The sequence below is a fragment of the Cognatishimia coralii genome (assembly GCF_037478305.1).
GTDB lineage: Bacteria > Pseudomonadota > Alphaproteobacteria > Rhodobacterales > Rhodobacteraceae > Cognatishimia > Cognatishimia coralii.
The window spans coordinates 247,897-260,932 of record NZ_JBBGAZ010000004.1; the positions used below are offsets into that span (position 1 = coordinate 247,897).

Genomic DNA, 13,036 nt, shown 5'->3' on the forward strand with positions numbered 1-13,036 from the left:
GCCATGGTTCGTATTCTGGCATTCTCGCCGCTTCTGATCGCGGTCGTGTTCGGAGCCTTCTTTCTGTGGGGGTTGGACCCTGACAGAGACCCAAATGCAATCCCGTCAGTTCTGATCACTCAGCCAGCGCCCGAATTCGCGCTGGAGCCGGTCGAGGGGCTGGAGGTGCCCGGTCTTGCACGTGCAGACTTGATAGTTGCTGATCGCCCGGTGATCGTAAATGTCTTTGCGTCCTGGTGCGTGCCGTGCCGCGCTGAACATGCGGTCCTGACTGCACTCGCCGAGGACGAAGGCCAGACGCTCTACGGGATCAACTACAAGGACAAACCCAAGGACGCGGTGCGCTGGCTGAGTGATCTTGGCAATCCATACACGCGCATCGGATCAGACTTGACGGGCCGCGCCGGGATCGAGTGGGGGATCTCCGGTGTGCCGGAAACCTTTATCGTTGGGGCAGGTGGCATTGTGCTCTACCGCTATGTCGGTCCGGTCGTGGGCGATGAGGCGGTCGCCACATTTCGGGCCGCCCTCAAGGCCGCAGGCGCGCTGTCAGCGGGGGCCGGATCATGAGGCGCTTTTTGTCCTACATCGCGCTTAGCGTTGTTCTGGCCGCGCCGGTGCATGCGGTTGAACCCGATGAAATTCTTGCGGACCCGGTGCTTGAAGACCGCGCGCGGGACATCTCAAAGGGATTGCGCTGCGTCGTTTGTCAGAACCAGGACATCGACAGCTCCAACGCCGGAGTGGCACGTGACCTGAGGCTTCTTGTGCGCGAGCGCCTTGTTGCGGGTGACACTAATGAAGAAGTCATGGCCTACGTGCGGGCCCGCTATGGTGACTACGTTCTGATGTCCCCACCGCTGACACCTGCCACCTATGCGCTTTGGTTCACACCGGTTGTTCTGGCGGGGTTTTCCCTAATTGCATTCGTGGTGGTCACGCGCCGACGGCGAAACGCGCCGCTGGAAAAGACGTTAACGCCGGTTGAGGAAGAGCGGATCGCGTCGTATCTCAAGAAGACGGATCAAGGTGTAGCGAAATGATCTGGTCTGTAATCGCCGTACTAGCACTCGGGTCAATGGGCATTTTGGCGCTGTCGCTACGCGCCAAGACTGAGCTGAACAATCAAGCGGACAGCTCTCCGGCCATTTTTGCGGACCAGTTGGCAGAGCTTGACCGGGATGTCGCGCGCGGCGTTGTTTCGGCTACCGATGCCGACGCCGCGCGGATCGAGATCAAGAAAAATATTCTGCGACAGGCCCAAAAAGATCAAAGTGGGCCGCTTGTGTCGACACGCGGCAGCCGGATCGCGCTCTGGATTGCTATAACTTTCGTTCCCGTTGCCGCAGTCGGATATTATTCGCAATTTGGCAATCCTGCTTTGTCCCGCGTCGCCGTTGCCGAGCAACGACAGGCCCGAGAAGAGAACGCACGTATTGTCGCGCTGACCGAGCAGCTGAAAACCCGTCTAGAGACCGACGCTGAAGGCGGGCCGAGTGACGGCTGGATGCTTCTGGGCCAGACCTATATGCGCTTGGGGCGTTTCGGTGATGCCGCCGCCGCCTTCCAAATCGTGTCAAAGCGCGAAGAGGCGACCTCAGCGGTCTTTTCCATGCTGACAGAAGCTCTGGTCGCGCAAGAGAATGGCATCATGACGTCGGCAGCGGAGGCCGCGATCAACGAGGCTGCTGCCCGGGACCCGTCGAATCCTGCGGTGACCTATTATCGGGCTTTGGCGTTGCAGCAAGCGGGCCGGTCGGCTGCGGCACACGATCTGGTCATGGCACGCCTTGATGCGGCGGATGGATACTACCCCTGGATGGATACCCTGGTCGCGCAGGCCAACCGGATCGGGGATGGCATTGGCCGTGATCCGATCTCTCTGGCGCGGTTTGCGCCGATGCTGGCAGGTCGCGGGCCAAGTGCTGAGGATGTTACAGCCGCTCAGGAAATGAGCCAGGAAGATCGGGCGGCCTTTATTCAATCCATGGTTCAGGGGTTGGCCGACCGCTTGAAAGACGAACCTGACGATCTGGACGGGTGGTTCCAGTTGGGACGCGCGTATTCTGTTCTCGGCAACGCGGAAGGGGCAAAGGACGCATACAAGAATGCGGCAGCTTTGTCGGCTGATCTACCGCAGACCGACCCGAGAAAAGCAATCGCCGCCCAAGCGCTTGAATCGTTGTCGCAGTAATTCTCAGAGTTCCGCCAGATCCTTGAGACGTGCTCTTAAGTCGATAGGTTTGGCCGCCTCAATTGCGTCAAGCACCGATTGCGTGCTCAGAACTTCTGGGAGAATAATTCCCTCCGGCGCGCCCGGACCATAAATGGCATTGAAAGGAATTCCAAAGCGATTGTTCGCCTTCAAATAGCGGGCAATGACGTCACTGGGCCGTGTCCAATCCGCCTGCATCGCAATGATCCCATCCGCCCGTAGCGCAGAGACCACCGGCTCTCGATTTAACACGAGAGCCTTGTTGGCTTTGCAGGTCACGCACCAATCTGCAGTCACATCCACAACGACAACATGGCCGCGCGAAACGTGGCGGGCGATGGCGGAACGCTCGAACGGTGCCCAGATTGAGGTTGTGACATCTTGGTCAATCGGAGTTGGTTCAGACGGCGCAAGGCTGGGCGCCCAGAATAGACCAAAGGCAAGAACCGGGATTGTCAGCAAAACCGGAATGCGCCCGTAGCTTCCTGCGCTGGACAAAAGACCAACAATCACTGCTGCGATGACCAGGGTTGCAACAGTGGCCATCTGGCCGGCAACGCCGATCATGACCCAGGCAAGCCAGGCAACGGTTCCCAAGAGCAGAACGCCCATCGCGATGCGTACCCAGACCATCCAGGGACCGGGCTTGGGCAGCTCAGACGCAAGGCCGGGCTTCAGCGCAAGCGCAAGGTAGGGCAGGGCTAGGCCGAACCCCAGTGCTGTGAAGATAACCCCGATGTCGGCGTTGCTTCCTGCCAGCGCAAATGCAACTGCAGTTCCCAGAAACGGCGCGGAACACGGTGTCGCCAGCATTGCCGCAAAAAAACCCGTGAACACATCACCAAGATGCGACTGCCCGCCCGCGCGGCTCATGGAGGTTTGCAGTGTCGCCGGCAACGATATCTCGAATAAACCGAAGAGATTGCCCACGAAGGCTATCAAAAGCGTAATGAGTAGGATCAAAAAAAGCGGGTTCTGAAACTGGATGCCCCAGCCAACCGATATGCCGAAAACTTTCAAAGCCATCAGCACTCCTGCGAGCAGCCACATGAAGAGCATGATCCCGAACGTCGTGGCAATCAAACCGGTTCGGATCTGCGCGCGATCTTTGCCGCCGCTGGACACCAGGGAAGATACCTTTATCGCCAGCACAGGCAGCACGCAGGGCATCACGTTGAGGATGAGGCCGCCAAGGACAGCCACAAGTGCAAACCAGACAACCTTGCTCAAACCATTGGCTTCGCCCGCTGGATTGAACGGTGGCTCAGGAGCGGCCGCAAGCGTCGAAGGACGCAAGGTAAAAGCGCCATGGTTCTCGTCGGTCACCGTCAACGACAATGGTGCTGCGATTTCGCCAACCGTGTTGATCGGGAATCGTGCCCAGAGCGCTGTTCCGTCTTGGTTCAATCTGAGGTCAGGCTTTCCAAACGCAGTCCCTTCTCCGAACTCCGGAAACAAACCAACTTTACCGAACGGCTGCGTTCCAGTCAGGGAAACGATCAATTCGGTCTGATCCACGTCAACAAAAGCCTGCACTGAGGAGACTGTTGACGGCATCTCTTCTAATGGAATTGTGGCGAGCGCTGCCGATATGACCTCGGCAGAGGCTGGGTCCAACTCACTTCCCAAAGGAAGTTCGTGATCTAGCGACAGCTTCTCGGGAACACAGACATCGGAGCAAATAAGCAGATTGAGGTTCAGTGCGATCCGAACGGGTTCCCCCGGCGTGTCCAGAGAGAACTCGATTGGAAAGACAACACGGGTCTCATAGCCAAAATTCTCTATCCCAAATGCGGTGAACCGATCTGGCGCAGGCCAAAGATGGCGTGCTTCTTTCAGGTTCTCCGATCCGTCCCAGTCGAATTGAGGGGGAATGCCGACTTCGCCGGGCGACCGCCAATAGGTTTTCCACCCTGGCTCGAGCTCCAATACCAGAGCACCAGAAACGGTTTTTGCGCCAGGTGCGATGCCGTCTTGCGCAAATACAAGCGTTGCTTTGGTCGCCGGTGTCTCAACAGTGGTGCTTTGCGCCGCGGAAGCAGGTGACGCAACAAGCCCAAATGCTACGTTGAGAAACGCGAGGATGCCAATTGCCCAAAGGATGTATCGTGGTGCTTTCATCTCACTTGCCCGAGACACGGAAACCGGTACGCCCGTCGTCGCAAACAACCGTCTGAACAGACGCGCTTTGCTCATCCGCAATGCGACATCCAGCTATTTCCTTCAATTCTTTTGGCGCAGACCTGCTGGACAGCGTCGGTTGTCGATCCTCCGGTATGCAGGCGCAGCCCCCGAGGAACAGAAACAGCATCATGCGGCTCGCAAGCAAACCTACCTGCTGCGCACAAACGCCGGCATCCGGGACGGCTCAATCGGTGCATCCTGCACGGCGGGTTTCTTGGTTTTCTTTTCTCCGTGGCAGGACTTTCCCATCAAGGCAAACATTGCCACGTGAACGCCGACGCACAGAGCGATGGGGGCGAAGACGGCAAGATTGCTTGTCAGGCCTGCCAGCGTGCCACCCGCGATGAAAAACCCGGCGACGGGTATCAGCATGACCGTGCAGCAGACCGCCATGCCTGCGTGCATTAAGCCAAAGCCTTTTTTGCCGTTGTTTTCGTTGGTATCCGACATGAGCTTCTCCGTTGGTTTGCAGGTTTATGGCCCCTTCCCGCACTGTCAGGTCAAGGATACATTTCGAGACATTTGACGCGTTTGTCTTTCAATCCTGCGCGCAGATTGATTAAGACGGTCTGGATCTGAAGGAGACCTTTGAATGGCAGGGTTAACACGTCGACACTTTGTTGCAGGTGGTGCAGCGCTGTTTTCAGCACCATTGGCAGGGCTAGGCATTGCGGCTCCGTCATCGCCGCGAGAGATGTGGGATGTCTGGGACCAGCAAGTCACACCTGCTGACTACGATCCGGCGTCTTCAAATCCATGGGGCGTTCATCCACGATTTCTGCCGGTTCGTGTCGAGGCCAAGTCAGGCCTCGTGCCCGGTGACATCCATGTCGATGCCGTTGCACGGTACCTTTATCATATCGAACCGGATGGCCGCACCGCGATGCGGTACGGGGTAGCTATCGCAAGAGGGTCACTCTACGAGCCGGGCGTCTACTCGATGCGCTTCAAGAGAAAATGGCCGACCTGGACCCCGACGCCGGCGATGATCGAACGTGATCCCGGGCTATATGCGCAGCATGCGGATGGTATGGATGCAGGTCCAAAGAACCCCCTTGGCTCACGCGCCCTTTATCTATTTGTCGGGAATCGCGACACCTATCTCAGGATTCACGGATCGCCCGAACCGCGCTCAATCGGCGGTCGTGCAAGCTCAGGGTGCGTGCGGATGATCATGGCACACATTAATGATCTCTATCCCAATGTGGAGCCCGGCAAGACTGCGCACCTCTACCCGCCGGAGGACGTGATCGGGGGCTGATCCTAGCTTTGTGCCTGACAAATCGGGTTGCCGTTGGCAGTCCTCAGCGGCAGCCAGGTTTGCTCAACCGCGCCATCATGCAGATACCAGAAACAATTGTCGATCTGATCCAGTCGCACCTTACTGAGATTTTGGTAGGGCGCCGCCAAGGCCAGAAGCGGCTCTGGTAGCTCCCTATAAGCGCCATCAGCATCGAGAGGTGGCGTTGTTGCGCATCCTGTGAGGGCCAGAGCTCCAGCAATTAGAATGACGATCTTTGGACTCATGGAACTATGCACGCGTTTCCCTTCATTCAAACTGCAGTTGACGGATAGCCTGCGCCTTCCAAAACCTCAATGACGGCGACAGTAGAGATCGAAGTCTCGATCTCCGCGGTATGCGAGGCCAGGTCTGGCCTTAGAATTGCCGAAGGGTCACTCGCCTTCACCGCCTTTTCGATGGTCGCAACGCAATGGCCACAGCTCATGTCGGGGATATGCAATTTCATTCAGGGAATCTCCTTTAGCTCAGGGAAATCTACAGATTCCACATGGTGGAAGGTCAACCCAGAGAGTTCAAAAGATTGCGGCTCTGACGAAGTCGCAATAGTCGGCCATTGGTTACAATTTATGACATTTCGGTGGATTTACGCATGCTGCAGAATGCTCCTATACGGTCGACATGAAAATGTCGATCAGCGTGCAAGTGCGAAAGAAGTCTTTATTTCGTTCTTTTTTAGCGGCAGCAACGATACTAGCAGGCTCTTATACGGTGCGAGCCCACCCGCATGTATTCGTTGATGGTGGCTTCGATTTCGTTGTTTCGGAAGCCAAACAGTTCACAGCAATCCGCGTTACCTGGCGGTATGACGCTTTTGAAACGCTCTATATGTTGTCCGAGATGAATGTGTCCCTGGCTCCAAGCTTAGAACTTAGTGATTCGGAGCGCGAGTTAGTGGAAGCAACTCTCAGCAGCTTTCCTCCCGATTTTGATGGCTCAGTCCACATCAGCTTGGACGGCTCTCCCGTTGCGTTACAAGACCCGCGGAATTTAACAGCGCGGATGATAGGCGACCGTTTGGAGATTACTTTTCTGCGTGACTTGAAAGTCCCCGTGGGTTTGCGTGGGCAAAAATTTAACATTGGATTCTACGAACGTACCTATTTCTTTGCGTTCAGCCTATCCGATATCCCGGATTTTGGTCGCGCCGCAGATCATTGTTCGTATCAGGTGACGCCGTACGATACTTCGGCGCAATCCGATGAAGTGTTGCAAGAACTGGAAAAGCTAGGACGTGAGGAAACTCCAGAAGACAGCAATATCGGGGCTACGCTTGCCGACCGGATGGTTGTGTCATGTTTCTGAGACCGACAGTCATACTAGCAGTTTTCTTGGCATTGGCTTGGGGTCTTTATAATCAATGGCCGTCCATACTTGCCTGGACATCAGACAATCAACGCGGGTTTCAAAACGCGATGGCGTCAAGTTTGCGCGCGGTCCAAAGTGGTGACTCCTTTGCTGTACTTACATTGTGTGCGGCTACATTCCTTTATGGTTTGGTTCATGCAGCTGGGCCAGGACATGGAAAAATTGTTCTAGGGGCAAGTGCTGTGGCATCGAGAGCAGGGATGCTGCGGATGGTCTTCCTGTGTTTTTTTACAGCGATAGCGCAGGCGATTTCCGCAATCCTTTTGATCGGTTTGATTGTAGTTGCCCTGCGTTGGATGGGTGGCAGCGATGCTGTCCAAATAACGGAGGATTGGCTGAGCCCGATTAGCTTTGTCCTGTTTGCAGCCTTCGGCGGAGTCCTTTTAGCGCGTGGCACAAAAATAGTAAGTCAATACCGCAAAACGGCGCTTTCACTTGGAGTGCATTGCAACCACAAACACGGCCCGAATCTGGCAGAAATCGATGCCTTAACGTCTTTGCGCGACTCATTGTTGTTGACCGCTAGCATTGCTGTCCGGCCCTGCACTGGAGCGTTGTTTCTTTTGGTGATAGCAGGTCAGCTCGATGTGTTCTGGCAGGGCGCTATTGCCACGTTGGCGATGGGTGTAGGTACAGCTGTTTTCAATTCCGGAATTGCGGTCTCGGGTGTATTCGCGCGGACTCTGATACATTTGGGTAATAGCGACAAGATGTCGATTTCGACAGGCGTACTTTATCTATGTGCGGGCGTGTCCGTTTTGACCATTAGCCTGTCTCGACTGATCATTGGTTAATTATTTTTTGTATTGCCTCTTGAGCTTCCAGTGACTGGAAGCCCTATATCATCCAGGAAATCGCAAAAGGAAAACCGTTATGCCGCATACCATGCAAAAGACTTTGAAAATCGAAGGTATGTCCTGTGCGTCTTGCGTCGGTCGTGTGGAAAAGACTTTGGCAGCGCTGGATGGAGTTAGTGGCGTCTCGGTCAACCTCGCATCCGAGTCGGCTCATATATCTGTTAATGAACCTGTTCGCTTACAGGACGCAGCTCAGGCGCTCGAAGAATTGGGGTACCCAGCGCGAAAAGCGCGGATCACCCTGAGCATTGCGTCAATGTCTTGTGCGTCCTGTGTTGGAAGGGTCGACAAGGCGCTTGCAGATGTTCCGGGAGTTTTTTTTGTCACCGTGAACCTCGCGGCTGAAACCGCGGTGGTTGAATATCTTGAAGGTGCAGCGACGCCTGCGGACCTGATGGCAGCAAGTGCAGCGATCGGCTATCCGGCCGAAGTCTCTGAGGAAAATACCAGTCAGTCGCGCGCAGAGCGCAAGGCAGAGGAATCCGAGGCGCTGCGTCGCAACGTCATCGTAGCAGCTGTCATGACCCTGCCGGTTTTTGTGCTCGAAATGGGATCGCATCTCATCCCGGCCTTTCATATGGCAGTGGAAAACAGCATCGGAACACAGGCGTCCTGGATCATCCAGTTTGTTCTTGCGTCCTTCGTACTGTTTGCCCCGGGGCGGCACTTCTTCACGAAAGGCATCTCGGCGCTGCTGCGCGGCGCACCCGACATGAACAGCCTCGTGGCAGTTGGAACGGGGGCAGCGTGGAGTTACTCTGTGGTCGCTACGTTTATGCCGGGCCTCCTGCCAGATGGCGTGCGCGCGGTCTATTTTGAGGCTGCAGCGGTCATTGTTGTTCTGATCTTGATAGGTCGCTGGCTTGAGGCACGCGCCAAGGGGCGCACCGGCGCGGCGATTCAGGCATTGCTTGGGCTTCAGGTGAGAACTGCGAACGTATTGAAGGATGGTGTGACTGTCGAGGTAGACGTTGATGCTCTTGCGGTCGGAGATACCATTCTAGTGCGCCCGGGCGAACGGATCCCGGTCGACGGCGACGTGATCGATGGCAGCAGCAATGTTGACGAAAGCATGATCACCGGAGAACCCGTGCCGGTCTCAAAAGCCGCCGGCGCGGTCGTGACCGGTGGCACGGTCAATGGCACCGGCAGCCTGACCTTCAAAGCTGGACGTGTGGGATCTGACACGACACTGGCCCAAATCATCCGCATGGTTGAAGAGGCGCAGGGTGCTAAGCTGCCGATCCAGGGCCTGGTGGACCGCGTGACGCTTTGGTTTGTGCCCGCAGTCATGTTTCTTGCCGCACTTACTGTTGCGGTCTGGCTCATCGTTGGTCCGGATCCCGCTTTGACCTTCGCGTTGGTGGCAGGGGTATCTGTACTGATCATTGCATGCCCCTGCGCTATGGGGCTGGCGACGCCCACCTCGATCATGGTCGGAACGGGCCGTGCCGCCGAGATGGGGGTGCTCTTTCGCAAAGGGGATGCGCTGCAGGAGCTATCTAACGTCGATGTTGTGGCACTCGACAAAACCGGCACGGTTACAGAAGGAAAGCCGACCTTAACCGATGTCGTGATGGCCGAAGGCTTCGACCGTGCAACCGTTCTTGCGTTGATTGCAGCGGTGGAAGATCAATCCGAGCACCCAATTGCAGAAGCAATTGTCCGTGGCGCTCGGAGCGAGGGCATCGCAGTCCCGCCCGCCTCCGGGTTTCGATCTGTGACGGGCTATGGCGTTGCGGCCATGGTGGAAGAGCAGGAAGTGATGGTCGGCGCGGATCGTTACATGACCCGCGAGAATGTTGATATCGGGGCTCTCATTGAGATGGAAAAAGACCTTGCCAATCGCGGTCGCACCGCGCTCTACGCCGCGGTTGACGGCAAACTTGCCGCCCTAATTGCCGTCGCCGACCCGGTGAAATCCGCCAGCCGCGCGGCAGTCTCTGCCTTGCATGATCGCGGTTTCAAGGTCGCGATGATCACCGGGGACAAGCAGGAGACCGCGGAGGCCATCGCGCGCGAGACCGGGATCGACCATGTGATCGCCGGTGTGTTGCCGGACGGCAAAGTCGCTGCCTTGGATGAATTGAGGGCAGGGGGGCAAAGGGTTGCGTTTGTCGGGGACGGGATCAACGACGCACCGGCGCTGGCGCATGCTGATGTGGGCATCGCCATCGGGACCGGGACGGATGTGGCCATTGAGTCCGCTGATGTGGTTCTGATGTCAGGCGACCTGCGCGGCGTCGTGAATGCGGTCGAGGTGTCCAGGCGGACGATGGAGAACATCCGGCAGAACCTCGTTTGGGCTTTCGGGTATAACGTCGCCTTGATTCCGGTAGCCGCTGGTGTGCTCTACCCGGTGTTTGGCCTGCTTCTGTCACCGGTTCTTGCGGCAGGGGCGATGGCGCTTTCATCAGTATCCGTCTTGACCAACGCGCTGCGTTTGCGCGGCATCAAACCTGCCATGAACGAGAAGCGACCGATCGAACCGGCAGTCACAACCGCCCGATCACAGCCGGCGGAGTAGGGGGATTCACGTCATGAACATCGGAGAAGTTGCGGAACGTTCCGGCATACCACCAAAGACTATCCGCTATTACGAGGATATCGGGCTGGTGCGCCCGCAACGCAGCGGCAACGGCTATCGGGCCTTTCGGGAAACCGATCTGCATAAGCTTGCCTTTCTTGGCCGCGCGCGGGCGCTCGGGTTCTCGATTGAGGATTGCCGCAATCTTCTCGGACTCTATGAAGACGAGAACCGAGAAAGCGCGCAGGTCAAGGCGGTCGCCGAGGAACACCTGACCGCCATTGATGAAAAGATCGCGCAGCTTCAAACAATGCGAGAGACGCTTTCGCATCTGGTCAAATCCTGTCATGGCGACGCCCGCCCGAACTGTCCGATCCTCAGCGATCTGGCGGGCGACAAATCATGATACAGGCAGCTGTCGGGCACTGATGCTAGCACGACTTCTTGCTGCCATGATTGCTCAAAGATTCAGTTGTTATGATGAATATTACTAGGGAACGTTTTAGATGACAAACTTAGCTTTTGCCGCGCTAATCGCCGCCCTACCTTCACTTGGGGCGGCCGCTGAAATTGTTCCCTTTGATGGGAGTTGGAAAGAGCAAGGGTTTTTACGTCTTTTTTCAAATGACTACTTCCAGCGCGGAGGGCAATTGGATGTGGTCTCTGATGGCACGGTCTCTTTGCTTTGGCGCCCATTAGATCGGTCTCAACGGTCTGCACAGGCGGCGAGTTGGGCGTGGCGTGTGCAGGAAGGTGTTACCCCGACTGACCTTACGTTCAAAGGCGGCGACGATCGGAATCTGGCGGTCTATTTCGTCTTTGTAGATCCGGATCGCGCCGAAGCGCTGGCAGGTGGCAGTGCGCGTCGCATACTGCGAGAAGGGTCTGCGCGGGCTTTGATCTATGTTTGGGGTGGCCAACACAATCGCGGGGCAATCTTGCTTAGCCCGTATTCCAGCCAATTGCGCACAAAGGTTCTACGGGGAAGCGGCGCTGGCGCGCATCTGGAGACAGTTGATCTGGTTGCGGATTATCGAGCAGCGTTTGGAGGCTCTCCGGGTACCTTGGTCGGGCTTGCGGTTTCGGCCGACAGCGACGATACGGAAGGCAAGATCGTGGCGTCGATTTCCAACCTTATTCTGACGAACTAGCCCAATCAGCCCTGAATACGAAGTATCGCCTCCGCGAGGATGGTGATCAAAAATGCTGTTGCAACGAAAATGGCAGCAGCGAGGAAAAACGGGCCCACAACAAAAGGTAGGGGTTCAACCGCCTTTCGAAGCACATTCGACTGTCTGATTGCTGTCACGTACAGTGGCATCGCACTGACGAAGGTTGCATAGAAATAGACCCCAGAAACATTCTCGAAATAAGCAGACCGAGCCAAGGTTGGTGCCACGACTGAAATCGCGATCAGTCTGTCGCCACCAAAAGAATCGTACCAGTCCGCGGACAAAACATAGACCAAAGTATGCAGACCGAAAAACAGGGCAAGCCTAGCAACAACGTCTGTTGCGGCAAACACAATAAGGTCACGCCCCCGCATCTCATTTATGGATAGTGCGTATAAAAAAAGACTGACGTAGTTGATCACGAACACAACCGGGAGGCCATTGGTCAGAACTTGACGCAAGAACCTCAGCAGAGCCGGCCCACCCTGGCCCAATGCGGTCGATAGGCCTGGTGATAAGACAACGAAGAGCGCCAGCGGAGGAATCAGTCCTGCGATACTTACCAGCAAGACGTTTCGAAGAAACCGAAACCCAGACATGTGAAGTGAGAAGTAAGCTTTCAATCTACCAACCCGGATGTCTCTGACTTGTATCAGGGATTGGTCATGCTTTGAATACCGCTGCTTGGGCGTATGATTCTCGACCGAGGCATGTTGTACACTTGAGACCAAAGCCTAACTGATTGCGACAGTTAGTATTATTCCTTATCATGAATATTTTTGTTGCTGCGAAACTGTTACAAAAAACTACATTTTCCGACATGGCAGTCACTCAGAAACTAGACTAAGCCCTGGCTCTAACGTTGGAAGGAACCTCCTATGTCTTTTTTTGACAACCCTCGGAACATGGCTCTGACTGCCGCATTTGGCTCGGCTCTCCTGCTCGGAGGAGCGTTCATTTTTCAAGCGCTCGACTATTCCCCTTGCACGATGTGTATCTGGCAGCGTTATCCGCACGTGATAGCGATCGTAGCAGGGTTGGCTCTTTTGGCTGGGGCACCTCTAGTAATATCTGTTCCTGTTGGCGTAGCTTCTACTGCGACTACGTCAGCAATTGGCGTTTTTCATACGGGCGTTGAAAATGGCTGGTGGGAAGGCCCAAGTTCTTGCACAGGGTCGGGCGTGGATCTTTCGAGCATGGCTATCGCAGACCTCCTACCAGGGGCGTCCAACGAACCAAGCAATCTTGTCATGTGTGATGAAGTCGTGTGGCAGTTTTTGACTCTTTCCATGGCTAGTTGGAATGCACTGTTAAGCGCTCTCTTGGCTGCTCTGTGGTTCCACGCATGGATTACAAATGCTCGCGCAATGAGGCCGGGTCGCGCGCAAATCACCGCTGCGGACGGTTCATAAA

At 55.9% G+C, this 13,036-nt stretch carries 15 protein-coding genes; 10 read left to right on the top strand and 5 right to left on the bottom strand.

What is annotated here, in order from left to right; translation table 11 throughout:
• Nucleotides 1–3: 3 nt before the first annotated feature.
• Genes WG622_RS10055 through ccmI form a run of 3 tightly spaced genes read left to right on the top strand, consistent with a single transcriptional unit; the run spans nt 4 to nt 2,194 of the window.
• Nucleotides 4–570, top strand: a complete 567-nt coding sequence (locus WG622_RS10055; RefSeq protein WP_209357062.1) for a DsbE family thiol:disulfide interchange protein — start codon at nt 4–6, stop codon at nt 568–570.
• Nucleotides 567–1,043 carry a cytochrome c-type biogenesis protein gene (locus WG622_RS10060; RefSeq protein WP_209357061.1) on the top strand — a complete coding sequence of 159 codons (477 nt, stop codon included), beginning with the start codon at nt 567–569 and terminating at the stop codon, nt 1,041–1,043. The genes WG622_RS10055 and WG622_RS10060 overlap by 4 nt, the downstream gene beginning before the upstream one ends.
• Nucleotides 1,040–2,194 carry a c-type cytochrome biogenesis protein CcmI gene (gene ccmI / locus WG622_RS10065; protein ID WP_339403462.1) on the top strand — a complete coding sequence of 385 codons (1,155 nt, stop codon included), beginning with the start codon at nt 1,040–1,042 and terminating at the stop codon, nt 2,192–2,194. The genes WG622_RS10060 and ccmI overlap by 4 nt, the downstream gene beginning before the upstream one ends.
• A gap of 3 nt (nt 2,195–2,197) precedes the next feature.
• Here the strand turns inward: ccmI and WG622_RS10070 are convergent, their stop codons facing one another.
• Both WG622_RS10070 and WG622_RS10075 read right to left on the bottom strand, forming a co-directional pair.
• Nucleotides 2,198–4,336: a protein-disulfide reductase DsbD family protein gene (locus WG622_RS10070; protein ID WP_339403463.1), complete on the bottom strand. Its 2,139-nt coding sequence runs from the start codon at nt 4,334–4,336 to the stop codon at nt 2,198–2,200.
• 210 nt (nt 4,337–4,546) lie between these two features.
• Nucleotides 4,547–4,849, bottom strand: a complete 303-nt coding sequence (locus tag WG622_RS10075; protein WP_209357058.1) for a DUF2933 domain-containing protein — start codon at nt 4,847–4,849, stop codon at nt 4,547–4,549.
• A gap of 142 nt (nt 4,850–4,991) precedes the next feature.
• Between WG622_RS10075 and WG622_RS10080 the strand changes: the two genes are divergently transcribed.
• The gene (locus WG622_RS10080; protein WP_209357057.1) at nt 4,992–5,660 is read left to right on the top strand and encodes a L,D-transpeptidase; all 669 of its coding nucleotides are present in this window, start codon (nt 4,992–4,994) and stop codon (nt 5,658–5,660) included.
• Between the two features lie 2 nt (nt 5,661–5,662).
• Here WG622_RS10080 and WG622_RS10085 read toward each other — a convergent pair whose 3' ends face one another.
• Nucleotides 5,663–5,926, bottom strand: coding sequence for a hypothetical protein (locus WG622_RS10085; RefSeq protein ID WP_339403464.1), 264 nt, complete (start codon nt 5,924–5,926; stop codon nt 5,663–5,665).
• 26 nt (nt 5,927–5,952) lie between these two features.
• The gene (locus tag WG622_RS10090; protein ID WP_209357056.1) at nt 5,953–6,147 is read right to left on the bottom strand and encodes a heavy-metal-associated domain-containing protein; all 195 of its coding nucleotides are present in this window, start codon (nt 6,145–6,147) and stop codon (nt 5,953–5,955) included.
• A gap of 173 nt (nt 6,148–6,320) precedes the next feature.
• Here WG622_RS10090 and WG622_RS10095 point away from each other — a divergent pair, with 173 nt between their 5' ends.
• From WG622_RS10095 to WG622_RS10115, 5 genes are all read left to right on the top strand, one after another.
• Nucleotides 6,321–7,004 carry a DUF1007 family protein gene (locus WG622_RS10095; protein WP_339403465.1) on the top strand — a complete coding sequence of 228 codons (684 nt, stop codon included), beginning with the start codon at nt 6,321–6,323 and terminating at the stop codon, nt 7,002–7,004.
• Nucleotides 6,995–7,861, top strand: coding sequence for a nickel/cobalt transporter (locus tag WG622_RS10100; protein WP_209357054.1), 867 nt, complete (start codon nt 6,995–6,997; stop codon nt 7,859–7,861). Before WG622_RS10095 ends, WG622_RS10100 begins: the two co-directional genes overlap by 10 nt.
• Before the next feature lie 79 nt (nt 7,862–7,940).
• Nucleotides 7,941–10,451: a heavy metal translocating P-type ATPase gene (locus tag WG622_RS10105; protein ID WP_209357053.1), complete on the top strand. Its 2,511-nt coding sequence runs from the start codon at nt 7,941–7,943 to the stop codon at nt 10,449–10,451.
• A 13-nt stretch (nt 10,452–10,464) separates the two neighbouring features.
• Nucleotides 10,465–10,857 carry a Cu(I)-responsive transcriptional regulator gene (gene cueR / locus WG622_RS10110; protein WP_209357052.1) on the top strand — a complete coding sequence of 131 codons (393 nt, stop codon included), beginning with the start codon at nt 10,465–10,467 and terminating at the stop codon, nt 10,855–10,857.
• A 100-nt stretch (nt 10,858–10,957) separates the two neighbouring features.
• Nucleotides 10,958–11,602: a DUF3047 domain-containing protein gene (locus WG622_RS10115; protein ID WP_339403466.1), complete on the top strand. Its 645-nt coding sequence runs from the start codon at nt 10,958–10,960 to the stop codon at nt 11,600–11,602.
• 5 nt (nt 11,603–11,607) lie between these two features.
• On the opposite strand, the gene WG622_RS10120 is transcribed toward WG622_RS10115, so the two are convergent.
• A complete protein-coding gene (locus WG622_RS10120; RefSeq protein ID WP_339403468.1) occupies nt 11,608–12,045 on the bottom strand; it encodes a hypothetical protein in 438 nt (145 codons plus the stop codon).
• 483 nt (nt 12,046–12,528) lie between these two features.
• Between WG622_RS10120 and WG622_RS10125 the strand changes: the two genes are divergently transcribed.
• Entirely contained in the window at nt 12,529–13,035 is a 507-nt protein-coding gene (locus WG622_RS10125; protein WP_245168788.1) for a disulfide bond formation protein B, read from the top strand.
• Nucleotide 13,036 lies beyond the last annotated feature (1 nt).